Annotated in this window: 16 protein-coding genes and 4 pseudogenes; 5 read left to right on the top strand and 15 right to left on the bottom strand. The window is 60.6% G+C overall.

From position 1 onward, the window contains the following. Window positions 1–197: 197 nt before the first annotated feature. Window positions 198–672: pseudogene (locus ACOVQ0_RS10645) on the bottom strand (transposase); the annotation flags it as partial. Between the two features lie 335 nt (window positions 673–1007). Between ACOVQ0_RS10645 and ACOVQ0_RS10640 the strand changes: the two are divergent. After that, window positions 1008–4139 (top strand): EAL domain-containing protein, encoded by a 3132-nt coding sequence (locus tag ACOVQ0_RS10640; RefSeq protein WP_421884070.1) that lies wholly within the window; start codon window positions 1008–1010, stop codon window positions 4137–4139. 113 nt (window positions 4140–4252) lie between these two features. Here ACOVQ0_RS10640 and ACOVQ0_RS10635 read toward each other — a convergent pair whose 3' ends face one another. From ACOVQ0_RS10635 to ACOVQ0_RS10615, 5 genes and pseudogenes are all read right to left on the bottom strand, one after another. Next, window positions 4253–5530 carry a TRAP transporter large permease gene (locus ACOVQ0_RS10635; protein WP_421884068.1) on the bottom strand — a complete coding sequence of 426 codons (1278 nt, stop codon included), beginning with the start codon at window positions 5528–5530 and terminating at the stop codon, window positions 4253–4255. After that, window positions 5527–6135 carry a TRAP transporter small permease gene (locus ACOVQ0_RS10630; RefSeq protein ID WP_421884066.1) on the bottom strand — a complete coding sequence of 203 codons (609 nt, stop codon included), beginning with the start codon at window positions 6133–6135 and terminating at the stop codon, window positions 5527–5529. Before ACOVQ0_RS10630 ends, ACOVQ0_RS10635 begins: the two co-directional genes overlap by 4 nt. A 76-nt stretch (window positions 6136–6211) precedes the next feature. After that, on the bottom strand, window positions 6212–7198 hold the full coding sequence (locus ACOVQ0_RS10625; RefSeq protein WP_421884063.1) for a DctP family TRAP transporter solute-binding subunit: 987 nt from the start codon (window positions 7196–7198) through the stop codon (window positions 6212–6214). A gap of 118 nt (window positions 7199–7316) precedes the next feature. After that, window positions 7317–7475, bottom strand: a pseudogene (locus ACOVQ0_RS10620) (Arm DNA-binding domain-containing protein); the annotation flags it as partial. Window positions 7476–7812: 337 nt separating this feature from the next. Continuing rightward, window positions 7813–8184, bottom strand: a pseudogene (locus tag ACOVQ0_RS10615) (type I restriction enzyme endonuclease domain-containing protein); the annotation flags it as partial. 223 nt (window positions 8185–8407) lie between these two features. Here ACOVQ0_RS10615 and ACOVQ0_RS10610 point away from each other — a divergent pair. Then, window positions 8408–9172 carry a transporter substrate-binding domain-containing protein gene (locus tag ACOVQ0_RS10610; RefSeq protein WP_421884060.1) on the top strand — a complete coding sequence of 255 codons (765 nt, stop codon included), beginning with the start codon at window positions 8408–8410 and terminating at the stop codon, window positions 9170–9172. A gap of 332 nt (window positions 9173–9504) precedes the next feature. After that, window positions 9505–9900, top strand: a complete 396-nt coding sequence (locus tag ACOVQ0_RS10605) for a DDE-type integrase/transposase/recombinase (protein WP_421884057.1) — start codon at window positions 9505–9507, stop codon at window positions 9898–9900. A gap of 295 nt (window positions 9901–10195) precedes the next feature. On the opposite strand, the gene ACOVQ0_RS10600 is transcribed toward ACOVQ0_RS10605, so the two are convergent. The 6 genes from ACOVQ0_RS10600 to ACOVQ0_RS10575 form a co-directional block, all read right to left on the bottom strand. Continuing rightward, complete coding sequence (locus ACOVQ0_RS10600; protein WP_421884054.1) at window positions 10196–11704, bottom strand: tripartite tricarboxylate transporter permease; 1509 nt, start codon at window positions 11702–11704, stop codon at window positions 10196–10198. Between the two features lie 6 nt (window positions 11705–11710). Continuing rightward, the gene (locus ACOVQ0_RS10595; RefSeq protein ID WP_421884052.1) at window positions 11711–12196 is read right to left on the bottom strand and encodes a tripartite tricarboxylate transporter TctB family protein; all 486 of its coding nucleotides are present in this window, start codon (window positions 12194–12196) and stop codon (window positions 11711–11713) included. Window positions 12197–12207: 11 nt separating this feature from the next. Next, entirely contained in the window at window positions 12208–13170 is a 963-nt protein-coding gene (locus tag ACOVQ0_RS10590; RefSeq protein WP_421884050.1) for a Bug family tripartite tricarboxylate transporter substrate binding protein, read from the bottom strand. Between the two features lie 64 nt (window positions 13171–13234). Further along, the gene (locus tag ACOVQ0_RS10585; protein ID WP_421884048.1) at window positions 13235–14629 is read right to left on the bottom strand and encodes a CoA transferase; all 1395 of its coding nucleotides are present in this window, start codon (window positions 14627–14629) and stop codon (window positions 13235–13237) included. Beyond that, window positions 14629–15402, bottom strand: a complete 774-nt coding sequence (locus ACOVQ0_RS10580) for an SDR family NAD(P)-dependent oxidoreductase (protein ID WP_421884046.1) — start codon at window positions 15400–15402, stop codon at window positions 14629–14631. The genes ACOVQ0_RS10585 and ACOVQ0_RS10580 overlap by 1 nt, the downstream gene beginning before the upstream one ends. Window positions 15403–15502: 100 nt before the next feature. Continuing rightward, window positions 15503–16300 carry a GntR family transcriptional regulator gene (locus ACOVQ0_RS10575; RefSeq protein WP_421884043.1) on the bottom strand — a complete coding sequence of 266 codons (798 nt, stop codon included), beginning with the start codon at window positions 16298–16300 and terminating at the stop codon, window positions 15503–15505. A 153-nt stretch (window positions 16301–16453) separates the two neighbouring features. On the opposite strand from ACOVQ0_RS10575, the gene ACOVQ0_RS10570 reads away from it, so the two are divergent. After that, a complete protein-coding gene (locus ACOVQ0_RS10570; protein WP_421884039.1) occupies window positions 16454–17827 on the top strand; it encodes an acyclic terpene utilization AtuA family protein in 1374 nt (457 codons plus the stop codon). Window position 17828: 1 nt separating this feature from the next. Continuing rightward, entirely contained in the window at window positions 17829–18140 is a 312-nt protein-coding gene (locus ACOVQ0_RS10565; protein ID WP_421884036.1) for a DUF4387 domain-containing protein, read from the top strand. A 75-nt stretch (window positions 18141–18215) separates the two neighbouring features. Here the strand turns inward: ACOVQ0_RS10565 and ACOVQ0_RS10560 are convergent. The 3 genes and pseudogenes from ACOVQ0_RS10560 to ACOVQ0_RS10550 form a co-directional block, all read right to left on the bottom strand. Further along, a pseudogene (locus tag ACOVQ0_RS10560) lies at window positions 18216–18835 on the bottom strand (4-hydroxythreonine-4-phosphate dehydrogenase PdxA); the annotation flags it as partial. Window positions 18836–19312: 477 nt separating this feature from the next. After that, entirely contained in the window at window positions 19313–20023 is a 711-nt protein-coding gene (locus tag ACOVQ0_RS10555; protein WP_421884034.1) for a substrate-binding domain-containing protein, read from the bottom strand. Between the two features lie 216 nt (window positions 20024–20239). Next, complete coding sequence (locus tag ACOVQ0_RS10550) at window positions 20240–21571, bottom strand: tyrosine-type recombinase/integrase (RefSeq protein WP_421884031.1); 1332 nt, start codon at window positions 21569–21571, stop codon at window positions 20240–20242. Between the last annotated feature and the right edge of the window lie 136 nt (window positions 21572–21707).

The following is a 21707-nucleotide window of genomic DNA, read 5'->3' as shown; positions in this document are numbered from 1 at the left end:
CCACAGCCTCAAAAACAGACGGAAACTTGCCAATCTCAATCAGGACTATCTCGCACAACTCATCAGACAGAAAGAAAATCAACCTGAAACGATTCCCCTGGATCAGGGCTGTCCAACAAACTGCAGAAGCAACGTGGCCGTTGCTGGCCGCCTAAAGGGGGGAATCTGCGAAGCCGATTCACATGCAGAAGCCTTCACAGCATTCGGCTGTCTGCGAACGGATCGTCGAGATGCAACTCATCGATCCGCTGCATCGGGGCCAGATCGGCGGTGCTGGTCGCATGCGGCAAGTAGCTGCTCCCCCGGCTGATGCCGAGCTCCTTTCCTGCCAGCTCACTGGCAGGTCATCCTGACGGTCGATCATCGCCTTGCGCTCAGAAGGCCCATCTTGCCGACTGCCCCTTCCAGAAAACAGTTGACCAACGTCAGCTCTCCAATCGTGGCAGGGAGGGTCTTCACGTCGATGGCCGGTGTCTGTGGTTTGGCCTGCGCCTGGGAGCCGAACACCCCGACCGCCCTTGCCAGAAGCTGGTCCCGCCACTGCCTGATCTGGTTGGCGTGGAGGTCGAACTGCTGCGCCAGTTCTGACATCGTCTTCCCGCTCTTGATTGCAGCCAGCGCCGCTTTCTCCTTGAAAGCCGGGGTGTGGTTCCGGCGTGTTCGTCTTGCCATGTCGGCTCTTGTTCGCAGCGCATCCCATGCCGCTCTCAGGCAGAAATTCCATTTATCCCGGCTATCCAGAATCGCCGAGCCGCCTCTGCATGCGACCGGAAGCAAATCCTTTTCCTTCAGTAATTAACTATATTGCCCTCCAGATCGGCTGACAAATTGATCTTAAAATGTTATTCATCTTAATTGAGATACGTAATCGTTGAATCTGAAATTATTTTGTGACGAATTCGAGCGCGTTGTATTTTTTCCAGTTCTTGCAATGACGGATTTTTCACAATTTTAGGTGCTCACTATCGGTGAATTGTCAATGCACCTGTCTCCGGGTGGACATTGTCTTGAACCGCCTTGCAGTCACGAGACACGCATACGTGCATCGCCTCCTCGCCCGCCAGATTGCTGCTGCAACATCCGACAGCGGTTTGCTTGATGCAGACAGCCTGATTGCGCGCGTGTGCAAAAGCTATGAGGACCTTGACCGTGACCGCCGGATGACTGACCGCTCGATCGCTCTGATGATCGAGGAAAATGAAGCGCTGACCGGAGAGATCGAGACCAGGGCCCTGGCGCTCAAACTCCAGAACGACCGCTTCGTCGGAGCCATCGAAAGCCTGCCGCAGGGTTTGTGCCTTTATGACGCCGACAACCGGCTGGTCATGGCCAATCGACGATACGCCGAGCTTTACAGGCTTGACCCTAGCTTTGTTGCGCCAGGCGTACACCTGCTCGACGTCGTGTCCAATTCCGCCCAGCGCGGGATCTATGCTGAGGAGGCCGTTGTCGCCGATGCCACGGCAGCGCTCGCCGAAATTGCGGCGGAAGGGCACTGCGAGCGGGTTCGTCATCTGGCTGATGGCAGTGTAGTTCATATCACGTTCAACGGGCTCAAGGGTGGTGGCTGGATCGCGCTGCACAAGGATGTCACCAGTGAACGGCTGGCAGAGCAGCGACTGAAGGAAAACGAGCGACGCGTCAGCGATTTCCTGGCGACATCAGCAGACTGGTGCTGGGAAACAGACGCCGAGCACCGTTTCATCGATCCGGCGAGCTTCATGGGCCGCCCCGCAACTTTTGGCGCATTGAATTATATCGGAAAGCGCCGGATCGACCTGCCCGTCGAGCCTGACGACCGGCCTGTGCTCGAGCGGCACATGGCAGTCCTGGCGGCGCGGCAGCCGTTCCAGAACATGCTCTACCGCGTATCGAATGAGGACGGGAGCACTGCCTGGATCAGGGCCAGCGGCAAGCCTGTTTTCGACATAGCCGGCCAGTTCATGGGCTACCGCGGCAGTGCCTCGGACGTGACCGACGACATGGCAAAGCGCGAGCAGTTGTCCCGACAGCGCCTGTTCATGGAACGTGCGGAGGAGGTCGCCAAACTCGGTCACTGGAGCTGGAACGCGATAACTGGCGAGTCGGTCTGGTCTGAGTCAGTCTACGACATTCTCGATTTTGCGCCCGGTGACCGGACACCTGACCTGCGCAGACTGGCCGCGAAGGTGCATCCTGATGATCGCGCGTCGTTCGTCGCCGCGATGAAGGATCTGGAACTTGGCCGCACTATCATGGATCGAGAGTACCGCCACGTGCGCCCGAGCGACGGCGAATTGCGCTATTTCCAGCTCCGGGTGGACCTCGAACATACGCCAGTCGGCGAGTTCATCGGAACCTTCGGCATCATCCAGGACGTGACGGACCGCAAGCTGAGCGAACTGCAGCTTCAGCAACGTACAGAGCAGTTGACCGAAGCACAGAAGCTTGGAAGGACGGGCGACTGGAGCTGGCGGATCGGCGATGAGACGCTGTGGTGGTCGCCTCAGATTTTTCATCTGCTTGGGCTGGATCCGGCGAGCTTCTACCCGACGCGACGGGCAGTCCTGAAGCTTTATGTCGGCGATGGTGTGGATCGCGTCCTGCAATCCCAGGCGATCGTCGCCCGGGAGCTTGATGTGCGCAGTGTCGACGTCAAGATCCGCCGCGGTGACGGATCAACCGGTGACTTTGCCGTGACCAGCAAGGCCATCCTCGACAGAAACGGCAAGCTCGAAGGCTTTTCCGGCACGATCCAGGACATTACCGAGCGCAAGCAGGCAGAGGAACAGCTCGAGCAGCTGGCCTATTACGATCCTTTGACCGGACTTGCCAATCGCGCTCTGTTCCGTCGGCAGATTGATGATGTTCTAGAGCGAACCCATCGTTCCGGCGTCTCGGCAGCCCTGCTGCTGCTTGATCTTGATCGCTTCAAGGAGGTCAACGATTCGCTGGGCCACGCTGCCGGCGACGAATTGCTGGCCAAGATGGCCCACCTCCTCGGGCGCGTGATCGGGCGCGATTGCTTCCTGGCAAGGCTGGGTGGAGACGAGTTCGCGGTGATCATCCCCGATTGCACCGAAAGCGGCCTGACAGAACGGATTGCCCAGGACATCATTGCCGTTGTTTCCAAACCAGTCGAACTTGATCGCGGCGAGGTGCATATCGGCACGTCCATTGGCATTGTCCGGATCCCAAGTGACGGCAGGGATTCAGAGGAATTGCTGCGCCACGCCGATCTTGCGCTCTATCGTGCCAAGGAAGAAGGGCGCGGGCGCTTCGCATGCTTCAACAGCGACATGAACGACCTCGTGCAGCAGAAGACCGCGCTTGCACGTGATCTGCGTCATGCCGCTGCGGGCGGTTTCGGCCTTGAGACGCGCTATCAGCCGCAGGTCGAATTGGCATCCAACCAGGTCGTCGGCTTTGAAACGCTGATGCGCTGGAACCATCCGACGCGCGGCTACATTTCTCCGACCGAATTCATCCCAATCGCCGAAAGCTCCAGCCTGATCAGTGACATCGGGCTATGGATCATGCGCGAGAGCGCAGTGCAGGCGAAGCTCTGGCTGGATCTGGGTCACCCACCTCGCGAAGTCTCCGTCAACGTCTCAGCTGCGCAAATCTGGCAGACGGAGTTGGAAGACGATGTTGCTCGAATCCTTGATGAGACAGGCCTGCCACCGCATTTGCTTTGCCTCGAACTGACCGAGAGCCTGTTTGCCGATCATTCGGAAGGTCGCGTCAGGCGTGCACTGACAGCTCTCAAGCGATTGGGCGTCACGTTGGCGCTTGATGATTTCGGGACCGGCTATTCGTCGCTTGGATATTTGACACAGCTTCCCTTTGACAAGCTCAAGATCGACCGGGTCTTCGTAGACGGCATCGTGACCTCGCTGCGCAAGCGCAAGCTGCTTGAGGGCATCATCGCGCTGGGGCGTGGCCTCGGCATGACAGTCATCGCCGAGGGCGCCGAAATGGAGGCTGAGGTGGATATCCTCAGAGAGTTCGGCTGTGACCGCGTTCAAGGGTTCGTCTACGCCCGACCAGCCCTCGCTTCTGAAGCCCTGGCGTTTGCGAGGGACCAGGAGGCGGTCGCGCTTTTCGACCAAAGCACTCTGGTAGGCCAGTTGCGCAAGATCGCCGCTCAAGGCCGCTGACGACGCGTTTGGCTTTCTGGCGTCACCGACCGGCCAGCCGTGCCTCCCTTCGAAAACTGTCTGAACTGTCTCAGATTATCTGCCTACGACACCCCGTCACGTGATCTAACCTGTCACCGGAAGACCAGCGTCGGCAGCGCCAGCGTGATCCAAGGCACATAGGACAACACCATCAGGCAGGCAAAGATCACGCCGATAAAGATGGGCAGGTACCGCATCATCTTGTCGATGCTGGTGCCCGCCACCTGCGCGGCAGCGAAGAGGTTCACACCGAAGGGCGGCGTGATCATCCCCATTGCCAGATTGACCACCATGATCGTCCCGAAATGGACGCCGTCGATGCCCAGCCGCTGCGCTGCCTCCGCCAGGATCGGGGCCAGCACGATAATGGAGGCCGAGGTCTCTACAAACATGCCGACCACGAACAGGAACAGGTTTACGGCAAGCAGATACGATTGCGAATTGTCGAAGGTCTTCACCAGCCATTCGGCTGCCATGTCCGGCACGCCCTGGCGGTTAAGCAGCCAGGAGAACAGCGTCGCGGCGGCGATGATGAACATGATCACCGCGGAACTGATCACCGACTTTTTGAAGATCGGGTAGAGGTTGGGCAGCCGGATCTCACGGTGAATGAACATGCCAACGATGATCGCATAGACCACCGCGACCACCGAGGCTTCGGTCGGTGTGGTGATCCCGCCATAAATGCCGCCCAACACCACCACCGGCATCAACAGCGCCCAGCCGGCCTGCTTCAATGCCACCAGGAAGGGCAGGCGGCCTTCGCCATCGTTCTTGCCCCAGCCCTTGATGCGGCACCAGATCAGCACCGTCGCGACCAGTGAACCGGAGATGAGGATGCCCGGCCCGAAGCCTGCGATGAACAGCTCCGGGATGCTCGTCTGCGTGCTGACACCGTAGAGGATCATCGGGATGGAAGGCGGGATGATCACGCCGAGTTCGGCGGCGGTCGCCTGCAGGGCTGCGGCGAAGGCCACGGGATACCCCGCGCGTACCAGCGCCGGGATCATGACCGCGCCGACTGCGAAGGTGGTCGCGACGGAAGAACCGCTGATCGCGGCAAAAATCATGCAGGTCAGCACGCAGGTCGCGGGCAGTCCCCCCTGGATGCCGCCCACGATAGACTTCGCGAAATCCACCAGCCGGCGGGAGATGCCGCCGACATCCATCAGGTTGCCGGCCAGGATGAAGAAAGGGATCGCCGCCAGGGGAAAGCGGTCGAGCCCGATGAAAAGCTGCTGCGCCGCGACAACCAGCGGGAAATTGGTGAAGCCCGCGAGCCCGACCACGGCGGCCAGGCCAATCGCCACCGCAACCGGGACGCTGACTGCAAACAGCACGAGCATCACGGTGAGCATCATGCCGCTCATTGCGCGTTCTCCAGTTCTTCCGACCGGCGGTCGAGGAAATGCGCCATCGCCCCCACCATGGCCAGCAGCGCACCCAGCGGGATTGCGGCATAGGCATAGGCCATCGAGAACTCGAGACCGGCGATGGTTTGGAACTGTACGCGTTCGACCATGGCCCAGCCGAACCAGAACATCACGCCCAGCAAGGAGAGCACGCAGGCCAGACCCATCGCTTCGATCGTCCGCTGCAAGGTGCCGCTCGTCAAACGATGCGTGACATCGATCGAGACCAGCGCTCCGGCACGCAGTGCGACCGCCACGCCAAGATAAGCCATCCAGATCAGAGCGACGCGAACCAGGGCTTCCGACCAGGCGGAGGGTGTCTCGGTCGCGAAGCGGGCGACCACCTGCCAGGCCCCAGCAGCCACGGCGATGGTCAGCGCAAGGCAGGCGATCATCGCCGCGATCTCGGTCGTGAAGCGATCGAGGGTCAGAACGGCGCGGCGCGCCACGGCGCGCGCGCCACTGGGCTGGCCGCCCTGGTGGCCCGCCCACAAAGCGAAGCCCACGGCAGCGACCGTCGCGACGGCGGTCACCTGCAGGGGCATGACGTTGATCGCGTTCATCGGTTCTCCAGCACGGCAAAGAAAGGGGCGCAGGGTTTTGAGCCCTGCGCCCCTGGTCAGGCCAATTCAGCCAGGCTCACGAACCGGGGCGCCAAGCCCGGATGCGGCTGAGCAGAGCGCTGTCGAGACCCTGCTCGATCTGTGCGGAACCAGAGGCAAGCGCGGCCTGGAAAGCGGCGCTGTCCACCTGCGTCACCACGGTCATGCCACGGCGGCGCAGTTCGTCGACGCCGGTCTGCTCGTCGGAGGTGACGCGTGCGCGGTTTGCCACTGCCGCATCGCGCCCGGCCTGCACGAGCGCCGCGCGATCCTGCGCGTTCAGCTGGTTCACGAAAGCCGGGCTGCAGAGCAGCATGGCCGGCGAATAGACGTGGCCGGTCAGCGTCAGGTGGCGTTGCACCTGGTTCAGGTTGTTGTTCAGGATGACCGGGATCGGGTTTTCCTGCCCGTCCACCGTACCCTGCTGCAGCGCCGGCACCAGTTCGCTGAACGCCATCGGGGTCGGCAGCGCGCCGAGTGTCTGGAAGGCACGCATGTGCACCGGGTTTTCCATGGTTCGCACCTTCAGGCCACGTACATCGGCGGGAGTGTTCACCTCGCGCCGGCTGTTCGTCATGTGGCGGAAGCCATTCTCGAGCCAGGCCACCGCAACGATGCCGCGCGCAGGGAAGCGCTGCAGCAGTTCCTGACCGATGGTGCTGTCCAGCACGCCGCGGGCATGGGCGGTGTCACGGAACAGAAAGGGCACGTCGAGATTGCGGGTCTCTGCCACGAAATTGCCGACCGGGCCAGTCGAGGTGATGGTGCACTCGATGGTGCCGATCTGCACAGCTTCGATCGTCTCGCGCTCATTGTCGTTGCGCTGATAGATCACACGGAACCGGTTGTTGGTCAGCCGCTCGAAAGTTTCCTTGAAGGCGGTCGTACCGGCACCGTAATGGCTGTTGATCCCGATCGGATGCTGGAAGGTAACCTGGGTCTGGGCCAGGGCCGGGGCGGCGCTTAGCGCCAGTGTGGCGCTGAACGCCAAGACCTTAAGGCCCGTTCGGCGGGTCATATTCATGGGTCGCGTCTCCCTTTTGCCGGGGAGTCTCACATGGCTCCCGGCTTAGTTCGATTTATACTCAGAGTATCACGGCCGCTTCAAGCCCGCATGCGCTCGAACTGGCTTCCTACGAGAGTTATTGCGACCTTGAGTGCGAGTGTGCGCCTGCAAGTCGCCTGACGTGCGCCCGCCAAAAGGACAACGTCTTCTCGATCCCATTGAACCGGTAAGCCATGCACCAGAGCTTCGAGCCGGATGGCATGACGACAAGGAATAGCCAGCCGCTATCGGAGAGCTTGTTAGCCTTTCGGCCGGCTTGGCACTGCGGATGTGCGTGTCAGTGTGTGGCATTGCGGGTACCGGCCAGATACCCGCAAGAATGCCCGCAATTTCGCTGGCTCCAAACGCACGCCGATACCCGGAGGCGAACAACCTCGGACAATCTTGGACGACTGAGAAGCAAAAAGTGGCGCCGAAAGGGAGCCGTACTGCGATACTAAATTATTGATAATACTTAAAGAAAATAAAATGCGATATTGAGATACCCGCAATGTTACCCGCTTTAAATTCCGCTGGAGCGTATTTTGGAGCCGATTGGGGGTCAAATGGCGTCCTGGTTCACAGCTCCATCGTCATACCAGCTGCCGCAACAGCACCTCAGCCTGCTCCAGAACGGTCTTGACTGCATCATCCGCCAAATCAGGCGGATACCCATACTTTTTGAGAATGCGTTTCACGAGCACGCGCATCCGGGCCCTGGCGCTCTCGCGCTTGTGCCGATCGACCGTCGCGTTTGCTTTGAGCTGGTCAAGCAGTTCGTGGGCAATCAAACGCAAGGTATCGTTGCCAAGCGCTTGTATGGCGCTCTCATTCTGAGCGAGCGCGTCGTAGAACGCGACTTCCCCTTGTGACAACCCTTGTTCCTCGCCACGGCGTCGGGCTTCCTGCAGATCCTTCGCCAACGCGATGAGCTCATTGATCATCTCGACGGCTGAAATGGCGTTGGCGTGATAGCGGAACCATCAGCGACGCCGGGCGCAAGGCCCGCGACATCCTGCTCGGGCTGCTGAAAACCTGCAGCAAGCTCGGCGTCTCGTTCTACGCATACCTCGGTGATCGCCTCACCCGCGTAGGCGTGGTACCCGAACTCGCCGTTCTCGTCCGGCAGAACGCCACAGCCTGACCGCCACAGAATCTGCCCCAGTTACCCCTCCAAGGAGACAAGCTATGACATCGATGGTGAACACGGAAACAGCATCCCCCGAGATCGTGCAGCTGCTCGCCCCCTCGGGCGTGCTACGTGCCGGCATCAACCTGTCTAACTTCCTGCTGGTGTCGAGCCGTACGCAGAATGGCGAACCGGCCGGAGTCTCGCCCGACATGGCGCGGGCCTTTGCAGAGAAACTGGGCGTCGCATTGCGCTACGTCAGCTATGCGTCGCCAGGGCTATTGGCCGATGCCGCGGCGCGAGACGAATGGGACATTGCCCTTATCGGTGCGGAGCCACAGCGCGCCGAGGTGATTGCCTTCACGCCGGCCTATGCCGAGATCGAGGCTACTTATCTTGTTCCTCCGGGCTCGGCACTCGAGGCAATCGCCGAGGTCGACCAACCCGGCCGGCGCATCGCTGTCACCGACCGCACCGCCTATGGCCTCTGGCTGGACCGGAACATCAAGCACGCAGAGCTGGTGAGGGCGAAGACCTTCGAGGAAGCGGTATCCGTCTTCCTGGAGCAGAAGCTCGATGCCTTGGCGGGCCTGCGACCACGGCTGTTCGACGACGCCGCGGCAATCCCCGGATCACGCATGTTGCCGGGCCGCTATATGGCGGTACAGCAGGCAATGGGCACGCCGCGGCGAAATGAGGCCGCCTTGCAGGAGATGACCCGCTTCGTTGCGGCCGAGATTTTGTCCGGCCGTGTCGCCGACTTGATTGCTCGTCACAGCGTGAGTGGCCTTACGGTCGCGCATTCGGCGTTTGAGCCAAGTTGAATTAGTCCGCATTTCCCAGATAGCCTCAGCAATTCGTGACGAAGATGGAATATTATAATATAAGAATCAAAGTGTTGTAAGTGATCGGAGTGGCTGGGCAACATTGCCAAGTTGTTTGGTTCGGCTGAGCGGGGTATGGGCTTTGGATGAAGCGACCATCATTATTTCCACGCCTGAAGGGCTTTCGCTATCCTCGTGAGATCATTGCCTATGCGGTCTGGACTGATCATCGGTTCGCGCAGAGCACAGCGGATATCGAGGACCTTGTGGCCAGCGCGGCGCTGCGGTGAGCCGTGAATCGGTGCGGCTCTGGGTCAACCGGTTCGGGTTGCATGTCCCAAGCCGCCTATGCCCGCGGTCGACCAAAGCCGAATGACAAGTGGCATCTGGACGAGGTCGTCATCGTGATCAACGGCGTCAACCATTGGCCGTCGAGAGCGGTCGACGCCAATGGTGACGTGCTGGATATTCTCGTGCAGCGGCGGCGCAATACAAAAGCAGCCAGGCGCTTCTTCAAGAAGCTGATCGCGCTATGGCAAGCCAAGTGTTGTGGTCACCGACAAGCTCGGCAGCTACACCAAGCCAATCCGGAACCTTGCTCAACAGGCCGATCACAGGCCGATCAATGGGCGCACAAGGGCTTGAACACCAGGATCGAGGGCAGCCACAGGCCGACCCGAAAACGGGAGAAGATCATGGGCCACTCCAAATCCCTTCGGCAGGTGTAACGATTTCTGTCCGCCCATGATCAGATCAACACGATCTTCCGACCCCGCCGCTATCACCTCTCCGCCAGCTCATACCACCACGCACGAGCAGACGCCTTCGGTTTGTGGAACGACTATTGTGGCGAAATGGTCGCCTGAAATCGCCACAACTGCACCACTGAAAGCAGCTCTCAACAACTTGGCAATGCCTCAGCGACCCAGTCTCGCAGTTACTCCGGCTGCCTTAACCAGGCACTCTGGTCTTGGAAGTGACGTGACGCTCGCCCCGGTGGCGATGCTGCGACCTCAATCCCGGTTAATCACCCTTTGAGATAACGGGGCCGCGTATGCGGAAGGCGTATGCGAAGAGCGGCCATAACAGGATCGCGGCCGAGAACATCAGCAGTCCAGCCGAGAGCGGAGTGCTGACGAGTATGCCGGGATCGCCCTGGCTAACGGAGAGCGCGCGACGGAGCTGCTGCTCCGACAGCGGTCCAAGAATAAGCCCGACGACGACAGGCGCTATCGGATAGTCAAACAGCCGCATTGCGAAGCCGAGCATGCCTAGCACGAACAGAACAGCGAGTTCGCTTGGAGACGGGTTTACGCCTAGCACGCCGAGCGTCGCGAACGTCAGGATTGCGGCGTAGAGCCACGGCGTCGGTACGGTCAGCAGGCGAACCCACAGGCCAATAAGTGGAAGATTGAGGATCAGTAGCATGAAGTTCGCAACGAACAGGCTAGCAATCAACGCCCATACGAGATCCGGCCGCGTGACGAACAAGAGCGGGCCGGGTGTGAGACCGTATTGCTGGAAGCCCGCGAGCATCATCGCCGCCGTCGCCGACGTCGGCAGGCCGAGCGTGAGGAGGGGCATGAGTGTTCCCGCTGCCGAGGAATTGTTGGCGGCCTCCGGCCCAGCAACCCCCTCTATCGCACCGTGGCCGAACTCCTCGGGATGTCGCGACAGCTTTTTTTCGAGCGAGTAGGAGAGGAACGTTGGAATCTCGGCGCCACCCGCCGGCAGGGCCCCAATTGGGAAGCCGATCGCGGTGCCCCGTAGCCAGGGCATGACCGAGCGGCGCCAGTCGCTCGCAGTCATCCAGATGGACCCGCGTACCGCTTGAACCTGCTCTTTGGCAAACCCGCTCTGGCTCGCGACGTAGAGCGCCTCACCAATCGCGAACATGCCGACGGCGACCGTCGTGACACCTATGCCGTCATAGAGGTCGGGGATGCCGAAGGCGAGCCGTTGCTGGCCCGTCTGCTGGTCGATGCCAACGACACCAAGCGCGAGTCCGATGAAGAGACTCGTAAGGCCCCGTGTGGCCGAACTGCCAAACGCAGCCGAGACGGTGGTGAAGGCTAGAACCATCAGCGCAAAATAGTCGGATGGCTGGAAACCGATGGCAATCTCGACGACATAAGGTGCGAAGAAGGCAAGCGCGAGCGTTGCGATCGATCCTGCGACGAAAGACCCAATGGCTGCGGTTGCGAGAGCTGGGCCACCGCGCCCGGCTCGAGCCATCTTGTTCCCTTCGATGGCGGTCACGATCGAGGTACTCTCGCCTGGAGTGTTGAGAAGGATCGACGAGGTCGATCCTCCGTACATGCTGCCATAGTAGACGCCGGCGAACATGATCAGCGATCCACCCGGATCGAGCTTAAACGTGACGGGCAGCAGAAGCGCGACGGTGAGCGAGGGAGAGATACCTGGAAGGACGCCGACGGCTGTCCCGAGTAGGGTGCCGAGAAGGGCGTAGACGAGGCTGCTCGGCTGTAAGGCGCTGCCGAGTCCGGTGAGAAGATAGCTCAGCGTTTCCATATGACCCTACGAAATCAAGCGCTCGACGGGGCCTTTCGGCAAACTGAGCTTTAGCCCGAAATGGAAGGCGACATAAAGGAAAAGGCAGACGGCCACGCCGACCAATAGCGTCAATGCAAGCGGTCTTCGGCCGAAGCCGCGGGCCACTAGGCCGAACAAAACGGCTGTCGAGAGGATGAATCCGGCGCCCGACGCTAGAAGTCCGATCTGCAGGAGTAGTCCGCCGATGACCCAGAGCGCGGGTGCGAAGTGCAGCCATTCGTGTTCGGCATGCTTGTCCCGACCGGACAGCGCCCTTCCGACCGCGACAAGGCCAAGTAGGCCAAGCCCGAGAGCTATCCCGAACGGGAAAGCCTTCGGACCGACCCTCTCGTAGCCCGGGGAGTAAGTCGCGTAGAGGGTCTGGCTAACGATCAGCGCCGAGAGGCAGAGAAGGCCGGCGCCGACGACGACGCCAGTCCTGTCAGTTCCCCCGGCGGGCTTTTGGCTCACTTTGCGAGGGCTCACTTTGCGAGGCCGAGCTCGACCAGCACAGCAGTGATGTTCTTCTTCTCGTCGGCGACGAATGCATCGAGCTGCGCGCCGGTTAGGAAGTCCCCCTGCCAGCCCTTGCTCTCACTGATCTTGGCCCACTGCGCCGAGCGCGCCATATTCGTCAGCTTTTCAGTGACGGCAGTGCGCTGCGCGGCCGTCAACTCTGGAGCGCCGGCGACGAAGCGCCAGGTGCGGGTAATAAGATCAATACCGGACTGCTTCAGGGTAGGGGCATTAAAGCCTGGAACGGGTGCCGGCGACGCAATCGCCAAGGCGCGGAGGCGGCCGGTCTGGACCTGACCGGAAAGCTCGCTGTACGTGTTGATGCCGACCGTGTAGGCACCGCTGAGCACTGCGGCCAGGCTCTCGCCGCCGCCCGAGAAAGCGACGTAGTTGAGCTTGCCGGGTTCGACGCCGACCGCCCGGGCGATCAAGGCCGCGGCGACATGGTCGGAACCGCCGGCCGATCCGCCTGCCCAAGAGACTTTGCCAGGATCGTTCTTCAGCATGGCGACGAGATCTCCCATGGTCTTAAGGCCGGAAGATGTCGGTACGACGATGATATGGTAGTCGCTGGTAAGCCGCGCGAGCGGCGTCACGGCGTCGATGCCGACCGGCGATTTGTTGGTGATTGTGGCACCGATCATCGTGTCGGCAGACATCATCATGGCGCCTGGATTGCCCTTGTTTTGGCGGACGAACTGGGTGAGGCCAATCGTGCCACCGGCGCCGGGCACGTTGTAGACCTGCACGTCCTTCGCGAGCCCAAGTTCCATCAGGACCTGCTGCATCGAGCGTGCGGTCTGGTCGTAGCCGCCGCCCGGGCCTGCCGGAGCCATGATGCGAAACTCCTCCTGACCGAGCGCAGGACCGGCCAAGGGCAGGGCCAAGGCGAACGCGGCGGCGAGCAGTGACGATGCGATTTTCTTCATTGGGGTTTCCTTCCTCCGATTGTTGGTCTCGATGAGTCTGCGATCGCGCGGCGTTATGTGCGTTTTAGTAACCCCAGAGGGCCGGATGTGTGCCCGGCGGAACTGAGGGCAACGCCCAGCGCATCGGCGTTTCCGAAAGAATGGCGGAGGGGCGCACCAACGTCAGCGTCCCGAAGCCTGATTCCACCTCGGTCATGAACGGCATCACGTCCTCGAGCGGCGGAACCGTGCCGGAAAAGCTGTCGACGCGACCCGCCTCACGAAGCCATGCTGCAGTACGTGCTAGCGCAACCTTGACCGACCAGCTTCCCCCAACCGTCATCCTGCGGTGCAGCCCGACGAGGATGCCGAACGCCAACAGGTTACCCGTGGCGTAGTCGAGCGCCTGCACAGGCAGAGAGGTCGGCTGCCCCGTCCCGTTCGCCTCGCCTTCCGAGTGATTGAAGCCAACCGCGGCTTGAACGATGGAGTCGAAGCCGCGCCGGCCTCCCCACGGCCCCACCGTGCCGTAGGCGGAGACGCTGGCGACGACCTTTCCGCGCCCCTCTTTAGCGACTTCTTCCGCACTGAGCGCGAGCCGCTCCAGCGACCCTGGCCGCACGCTGTGGATAAACACGTCAGCATCCTGCAGAAGCGACTTGACCTTGGCGATGCCTGCGACAGACTTAATGTCGAGTTCCGCGGCACGCTTCCCGAGCCCGGTCGTCGCAAACAGCGGTAGGATCGTTGGCGCACCCGGCCTTGTGAGAAGCAGCACCTCGGCACCGTGGCCAGCCAGAATTCGCCCGCACGTCGGTCCGGCGATCATCTTGGTGAGCTCAAGGACGCGCAGCCCTTCGAGCGGCCGCTGTGACTTTGACAAGTCGAGGCGTGGTGCGTCGCCGATACGTTCGATCGAGATCAGCGGCTGGTCGAGGACGGCCTTCGATTGTGGATGCGCGTCCCATTCCTCGAGAGTGCGGATAGCTGCGACGACCGCACCCTTGCGGCCCGCAGCTTCTTCGAACTCAACACTGGTCCACCCCTCGGCGAGCAATTTTTCCGTCTGCGAGCGGTCCTCGTCGCACCCGAGCAGAGATAGGAAAGGTTCCCTGTGCTGGGGCAGGTTTGCATGGACGAGGATCCAGCGTCCGTCGCGGCAGAGATAACGACCGGAGATCGGCTCCCAATATTCCGGCAGCCGCTGTCCGTCGAGTAGGAGATAGCGTTCGCTCCGGAACTCAACGAGGGCGTGCAACGCATCGACACCAATCTCTTGCGTCGGGCCGCCGCGCTGCCTTAGGATCGCGGCAGCGGCAGCGGCAGAGGCGGCAAGGCTCGCCTTTGCCACGGCCGCCACTGCAAAGGATGACGGCATGACTAGGTCATTGCCCGTCAGCGAGACCGCTGGCAGCAGATCTTCGGGCAGATCGCCGAGCGCCCAGAGAGCTTTGAAGAGTTCCTCTGCTCGGGTCAGCATCAGAACATGTACTCGCCGCCGTTACTGTGAATCACATCGCCAGTGACAAATCCGCCACCCTCGGTGCACAGGAACAATGCCGCCTCTGCGACGTCCTCCGAGCGGCCAAGACGTCGCACGGCGATCTTGGTCATCCGACGCTTCTCGAACTCCTCGACGTAGTTCGGATAGTTCTTCTCGTCCCGGATCGTATCCATCGTGCCCGGCGCGATCGTATTCGCCGTGATTCCGTACGGGCCGTACTCTAGTGCGATGGCCTTGGCGAGGGCGTGCATGGCCGCCTTACAGGTGACGTTGTGAGCGCGGTTCTTGGCGCCATTCCAACCGTCGTGCCCTGAAATGTTGATCAGCCGGCCCCACCCACGCTGCTTCATCTGCGGCAACACCGCTCGATTAAGGTAGAAGACCGAATTAAGGTTGATATTGAGTGTACTGCGCCAGTCGTCGAGGCTGATATCTTCGAACGCCTGCCGATTTCGACGGGAGACGTTCGACACCGCGATGTCAATCGCTCCGAAGCGGTCGCGCGCCGCTTCCACCATATGCGCCACCGCTTCGGCGTCGCCGACATCCGCAATGGCCGCCATCGCGCTCACCCCCAGCGCCTCAGCCTCCTTGACGACAGCATCGACGGCGGCTCGATCTCGATGGCCGTTAATGACGACGTTCGCCCCGCAACTGGCGAAGGCGAGCGCGATCGCTCTGCCTATATTTCTGCCCGAACCCGTGACGATCGCCGTCCTGCCTTCAAGAAAACGAGAATATGGATGCATCGTGTACCGTCGCCTATCCGTGCTGCGCAACTCTCCTGCTGCCATGGAGCTGCTAACGTCTTTTGACTACTCATTTCAATATTGGCATATACAATTGGTGTCAAGCTCGCCGCCCGCGGGGCAGCTTCCCTCGATTTCTGCCGGCGGCAGCGGGACCGGCGTCGGCGCTTTGGTTGCGGTTTGGCAGCTCGCTTCCCAGCACATAATCTGTACTGACGTCTCCGACGTAGATCGAGCGTCCACAAAGAAGGACGTCACCATTGGCACGGTGCATCGTATTGCGACGGACGCTGACGGCCGACTTCTCGGGAATTTTTAAGCGCTCGGCGACATGCTCCGTTGCAAGCTCGGCGGTAATCGAGACGACGATCGTCGGCGGAGTTTCGCCGATTATCTCCGCCACAAAGTCGTGCGTCGATCGGCTTTCCAGCATCGCGCCGGTAACGTGCGATCCTAGCCAGTGCGGTAAATATCTAATCTCTAGGCAGATCGCGCGTCCGTCCACGACTCGCAAGCGCTCCATGCAAAAGACCTTGGCATCGAGATCGACGTCGAGTGTCTGGGACACGCCCGTTGGCGAATCGACGAGCGTCAGGCTGGGGGAACTGTAGCTCACGCTCCGACCTGTTAGCTTGACCTGCTCCTCGAAAGTTAGGCAGCTCCACTGCCCTATTGGCACATGCAGCCTTGCCGTTTCGGAAACGAAACTGCCTCGACCAGGCTCGCGGACGATCAGGCCTTCGAATTCAAGCCTGTCAGTCGCCTGCCGCACCGTCGCGCGCGTCGTCGCAAACTCCTTCGCGAGCTCGGCCTCGGACCAGAGGCGATCGCCGGCAATCAGCGAGCCGCTTTTGATCGCCGCACGTATTTTGTCCTGGATGCGGACATACAGCGGCAAGCCACCGACGTCCTTTGGAGCTCTGTCACGATTTGACATTTTTCGATTGGCACCTTGACAAAGAGCGACCTGTATATGCATTTCGAATAATCGAAATATACAGGATAAATCTCGCCGCTAACAGTACGTAGCGCGGCGCCCAGGAGGAAGTAAATGACAGAGGTGCGAGTGCTGTCCGCGTCGGGGCAGCTCGGTTCGGGTTTCCTCGAATCGTCGTTCGATCGCGGCGTTTCCCTATCTCCTCATGTCATCGCATGCGACGCCGGCTCGACCGATGGAGGCCCAGCCTATCTCGGCAGCGGAAAGCCGCATTTCTCGCGAGAGGGCACCAAGCGCGATCTGCGCCTTATGCTACGAGGCCGCGATCGTCTGAACGTGCCTATGATCGTTGGCTCGTGCGGCTTCGGCGGCGGCGATGCCGGTGTCGAATGGATGAGCGGCATTGTAGAGGAGATTGCGCGCGAGGAGGGGTTGAGGTTCCGGATGGCGCTCGTCCGAAGCGAGCAGGAAAAGGCGTACATCAAGCGGCGCTTCCGTGAAGGTCGGATCGTTCCACTCAGCTCGGCGCCGTACTTAGACGAGGAAATCATCGACGCCAGCGAACATATCGTCGGCATGATGGGTCATGAGCCACTGGCTCGCGCAATCGAGCAAGGAGCCCAGGTGGTGCTCGCCGGTCGCGCATCGGATACATCGTTGTTCGCGACAGTGCCGCTCATGCAAGGCGCGGGCGCCGGCCCCGCGTGGCATGCCGCAAAGATCATCGAGTGTGGTACTGCTTCAGTCGTGCAGCGAAAGCGACCCGACTGCATCATGGCATGGATAAGGGACGATCACTTCGACATCGAGCCGATGGATCCGGAAGCGCGCTGCTCCCCGCAGAGCGTCGCGTCACACTCGCTCTACGAGAATGCCGATCCGTTTCTGATCACCGAGCCGTCAGGAACGATCGACTCGAACGGAGCGACCTACGAGGCGCTGGATGACCGCACCGTCAGAGTGCGAGGATCCGTCTTCAGGCCCTCCGACCGGACGACCATCAAGCTCGAAGGGGCGCGGTTGGACGGCTACCAGGCCCTTATCATCGGTGGCGTCCGCGAACCCTTTATTATCCGGCAACTCGATAGTTGGTTAGAGGCTATGCTAGCGAAATTTCACGAACGTGTGCAGGAACTCTTTCCCAACGGCCTTAAGAAGGAGGCGTACGACATCCATGTCCGCGTCTATGGTCGCGACGGCGTCATGGGCAAGCTTGAGCCACTCGCCCAGAAGCCCAGCCACGAGGTTTGCCTACTCTTCACGATCACGACGGCGGACGAAGCATCGACAGACTCAATCGCCAAAACATTCTCGCACTTTGCGCTGCACTACCCGATTCCCGAATGGCGCGGCCTCATCAGCGGGCTCGCCTTCCCGATGGCGCCCGCACATGTCAACCGCGGCCCAGTCTATCGCTTCAACCTGAACCACGTCGTCATACCCGACGATCCGTACGAGATGTTCCGCACCGAGATGGTGGAGGTTTGATTTGACCGTCATTGGCGATATCGCACGCCTAGTCCGCTCGAAGAACGCCGGGCCGTTCAGTCTAACTTTCGACGTTATGTTCGACTCGCCCGAGTCCTATCGCCGGGTGCTTGCTTCACGCGTTCTGACAAAAGCCGTTTTCGCGCAGCTCTATGGCGTCGACGTCAAGGACGTGCAGTTCTTCGAGTGCACAGATGCGCTCGCGATCAAGATTTCCATCCCACGCCCGTATCCTCAAGGCAGCCGCGAGGATGGCGATTCCTACGGTGGTCAGCAGCACGCGCCGCTCGTCGAGATCGAGCTGCCGGACTAGTTGGGCTCCTGGTGTCGCTCCTGCGGCGCCTTTCCCGGCGATGTCGTAGGCGGTGCCGTGGGCCGGCGTGCGGACCCGAACCTTGTAGCCGCCGATCAGCGTGACGCCCTTCTCGAAGTCCATGAGCTTGATCGCGATCTGCACTTGATCGTGATACATTGTCTGGATTACGTCGAAATCGCCGCGCTTTGCGGGCAGGAACACGGTGTCGGACGGGAACGGCCCTTCGCAGAGAATGCCGCGCGCCTTGGCGCCGGCGACCGCGGGCACGATCTCGGCATCGTCCTCATGACCGAAATGCCGCCGTCGCCCGCATGGGGATTGAGCGCGGCCACGGCGATGTGGGGCTGCGGGAAACCCACTTCGCGCATGCAGCGATCCGTCAGGATCAGTCCGTTCAGAACCGATTGCCGGGTGATGAGGCTCGCGACCTTCGACAGCGGGACATGCGAGGTGATGCGGGCGTTCGACAGATGATCGAGTACGTTGAACTCGCGCCCCGGCCCGCCGCCCAGCTCCGCTCCGATGATCTCGATCTCGTCGACACAGCTCGGCTCGAAGAGCCGCATCGCATGCTTGTTGAAGGGCGTGAAGGCGACCGCATCGGCCAGTCCGTCGCGGGCGAGCTCCAGTGCCTTGCGGGAATTCGTAAGCGCAAAGCGCCAGACTGCGAGCGCGCTTTTGCCCTTGGTCAATGATGCCGAGAAAGAAGAACAGGATGTAGAGCGTGAGATCCCGCGCAGCCTAACGGCGGGCCGGCCACTGCCGATAGAGGAAGTCGCCGCGCTTACATTGCTTCCTCTGCATCCTGCCTACCCTCCGACGCTCGAAACTACTCGCGCCGGGCGTACGAGCGGAGGTGAATTCGGGTGAATGCCGTGGGCAGGCTCAAGCGCGGCAGCACAGGCAAAACATCGTAGTGTTTGCCGCTGCGAGAAACCCTTGTCGCGCGCGCATGACGGCGGATTGCGCGACCGTGGCCAACGCGCTGCACAGCAACGGCGTTGGAATTTCGAGTGCCTTTGTGGATTGTGTTTTGCCGACGATGGCCTTGCTGCCCGCCATGACGCCGGGCGAATCGTGACCAAATGTCCGCTCATGTGGGCATCAAAGCAGACCTCCCGCCGCAAGGGGGCGACTTCCGTTTTGACCCGAAGCTGACTTGGCGAATATCAGCGGTGATGCTTTACGGATTCCATCCCAGACTTTTTGATCGCTGCCTCGGCCAAATCTGATGTTAGAAACGCGATAAGCTGCCTGGCTTGGTCCATGTGCCGCGAAGTGTTGACAATCGCCGCTGTGAAAACTTGAACGAGCTGAACACTTTCAGGAAGCGGGCCTAAGACATCAACACCCGGCTGATAAACAAGTTCGCTCATAGGACCGATTGCTAGATCTGCTTCGCCGCCCGCCAGCATAGCTGTGGAGTCCGTACCCCGTGGTACCACCTTGAATGACACTTTGTCGGCAATCGCGAGTTTGGGAAACAATTCATCTTTTACAAACAGACCGCTGGTACTTCCGGGCATGACTACCAAACGAGCAGCGAGCAGAGTTTGTTTCAGTGCATCTATATCGCTTATATCAGGCTTGAGGCTTCCCAGACGCACGGCAGCGCCTAAAGGAGTCGTTGCCAGCCCGGCCTCCGATCCATCTACGATAATGCCCTTTGCGGCTAATTCTTCCAGTCCCTCCTTAGAGAGGATCACGACATCAATGTCCGTCCTATGTTCAAGCTGGTATTTTATGGTTTTCGGACCTATTCCTTGAGATGCACCGGACAGCGTGGTCACATCAATGCCCGTCGCTCGCTCAAAATCGGGCAGGACATTGTGATACGCGAGCGAAAAACCTCCCGAAATGATGACGTTCAGCTCATCCATTGTATGCCCCCTTATGGTAAGACTAAGTATCCCGTCAGTCATACTTGGAATGTCTGCTTTTGGCAGCACTTTTCGGACCTAAGAGGTGCGGCTGACGAGGTCCGTTATTGAGAGCAAAGCGGACCTCCGGCTTGTGCATCTGGATTTCCGCTTTTGGACCATTCGTGACCATGCTCACGATAAGCGTCGGCCGCACCTCGTCGATTGCCTTGGCGATTATGGCTCGGCAGCGAGTCGGTCTGCAGCGCGAAGCGGGACCACATCTCCGCCAATCTTCAGCTTATCGAGGAAGTCCGCCCACCAAACCGCCATTTCGACGCGCTCGGTCCAGTATGCGCCGCGATGGTAGGCGCGTCGCACGGCGTCTGGATCCTGATGCGCCAGCGCCCGTTCGATGGCGTCGGCTGAGAAGCGTCCGCTCTCATTCAGCAGCGTCGAGGCTGTCGCGCGAAACCCGTGCGCGGTCACTTCGTCCTTTCCATAGCCGAGCCGTCGGTAGCAGGCGTTGAGCGTGTTTTCGGACAAGGGTCTCTGCGGCGAGCGCAATGATGGAAAGACCAGCCGGCCTCCACCTGTCAGGGCGTGAAGATCGCGCAGAATGAGCATCGCCTGAGGCGCAAGTGGCACTCTATGCTCGCGCCTCATCTTGGTTCGCGACGCTGGAATGGTCCAGATCGCAGCCTTCAGATCAAACTCCTGCCATTCGGCCAAGCGCAGTTCGCCGGGGCGCGTAAAGACGAGCGGCAAGAGCTGCAGCGCCGCTCGTGTCACTGGCTGGCCTTCAAAGCCATCCAGCGCGCGCAGAAAGCCGCCAAGAGCCACCGGATCGAGGATGGCAGCGCGATGCTCCGGCTTAGGCATGCTGATCGCGCCACGAAGCCCCTGGGTCGGATCGTTCTCGGCCCGCGCTGTGACGATGGCGCAACGGATGACACTGCCACAGATGCCGCGAACGCGCTTGGCGCTCTCCAGATGCCCTTTGGCCTCCAGCTTCTTCAGAACGGCAAGGATCTCCGGCGCGCGGATCTCGGCGATGGGGCGGTCCCAAAGCGCGGGGCGGGCCAGTGCCAGAAGCCAGCGGCCCTTCTCAAGGGTCCGTTCCGAGCGCCCGTCGCGTCGCTGCTTTTCGAGATACTCCTCGGCGATGCCTCCAAACGTGGTGGCCATGCTGGCGGCGTGACTGAGCTTGTCGAGCTTGCGCTTCTGGCTTGGGTCTATCCCCTGCGTCACGAGCGCTTTGGCTTCATCCCGGCGAGTGCGTGCATCTTTCAGCGAGACTTCTGGATACCCACCAAAGGACAAGGTCTTCTCGATCCCATGGAACCGATAAGCCATGCGCCAGAGCTTCGAACCAGATGGCATGACGACAAGGAACAGCCAGCCGCCATCGGACAGCTTGAACTGCCTTTCGGTCGGCTTGGCATTGCGAATCTGTGTGTCTGTAAGTGGCATTGCGGGTAACGCCTTTGCGGGTATCGACCGAATACCCGCAATAATACCCGCATTTTCGCTGGCTCCAAACGCACGCCGATACCCGCAGGCGAACAAACTCGGACAACCGTCTTCTGAATATTCGTTTTTTTCAGACGCTTACGGACAATCTCGGACGACTGCGAAGCAAAAAGTGGTGTCCCGGAAGGGATTCGAACCCCTGACCTACGGTTTAGGAAACCGTTGCTCTATC

The sequence above is a fragment of the Novosphingobium sp. genome, assembly GCF_049240505.1.
Classification (GTDB): Bacteria; Pseudomonadota; Alphaproteobacteria; order Sphingomonadales; family Sphingomonadaceae; genus Novosphingobium.
This window is presented reverse-complemented; position numbering and strand designations above follow the sequence as displayed.

Excerpts from the sequence above, each read along its gene's own strand:
- ACOVQ0_RS10635 (WP_421884068.1), bottom strand. The coding sequence starts at position 5,530 with ATGAGCGGCATGATGCTCACCGTGATGCTCGTGCTGTTTGCAGTCAGC.
- ACOVQ0_RS10630 (WP_421884066.1), bottom strand. The coding sequence starts at position 6,135 with ATGAACGCGATCAACGTCATGCCCCTGCAGGTGACCGCCGTCGCGACG.
- ACOVQ0_RS10625 (WP_421884063.1), bottom strand. The coding sequence starts at position 7,198 with ATGAATATGACCCGCCGAACGGGCCTTAAGGTCTTGGCGTTCAGCGCC.
- ACOVQ0_RS10610 (WP_421884060.1), top strand. The coding sequence starts at position 8,408 with ATGACATCGATGGTGAACACGGAAACAGCATCCCCCGAGATCGTGCAG.
- ACOVQ0_RS10605 (WP_421884057.1), top strand. The coding sequence starts at position 9,505 with ATGTCCCAAGCCGCCTATGCCCGCGGTCGACCAAAGCCGAATGACAAG.
- ACOVQ0_RS10600 (WP_421884054.1), bottom strand. The coding sequence starts at position 11,704 with ATGGAAACGCTGAGCTATCTTCTCACCGGACTCGGCAGCGCCTTACAG.
- ACOVQ0_RS10590 (WP_421884050.1), bottom strand. The coding sequence starts at position 13,170 with ATGAAGAAAATCGCATCGTCACTGCTCGCCGCCGCGTTCGCCTTGGCC.
- ACOVQ0_RS10585 (WP_421884048.1), bottom strand. The coding sequence starts at position 14,629 with ATGCTGACCCGAGCAGAGGAACTCTTCAAAGCTCTCTGGGCGCTCGGC.
- ACOVQ0_RS10580 (WP_421884046.1), bottom strand. The coding sequence starts at position 15,402 with ATGCATCCATATTCTCGTTTTCTTGAAGGCAGGACGGCGATCGTCACG.
- ACOVQ0_RS10570 (WP_421884039.1), top strand. The coding sequence starts at position 16,454 with ATGACAGAGGTGCGAGTGCTGTCCGCGTCGGGGCAGCTCGGTTCGGGT.
- ACOVQ0_RS10555 (WP_421884034.1), bottom strand. The coding sequence starts at position 20,023 with ATGGATGAGCTGAACGTCATCATTTCGGGAGGTTTTTCGCTCGCGTAT.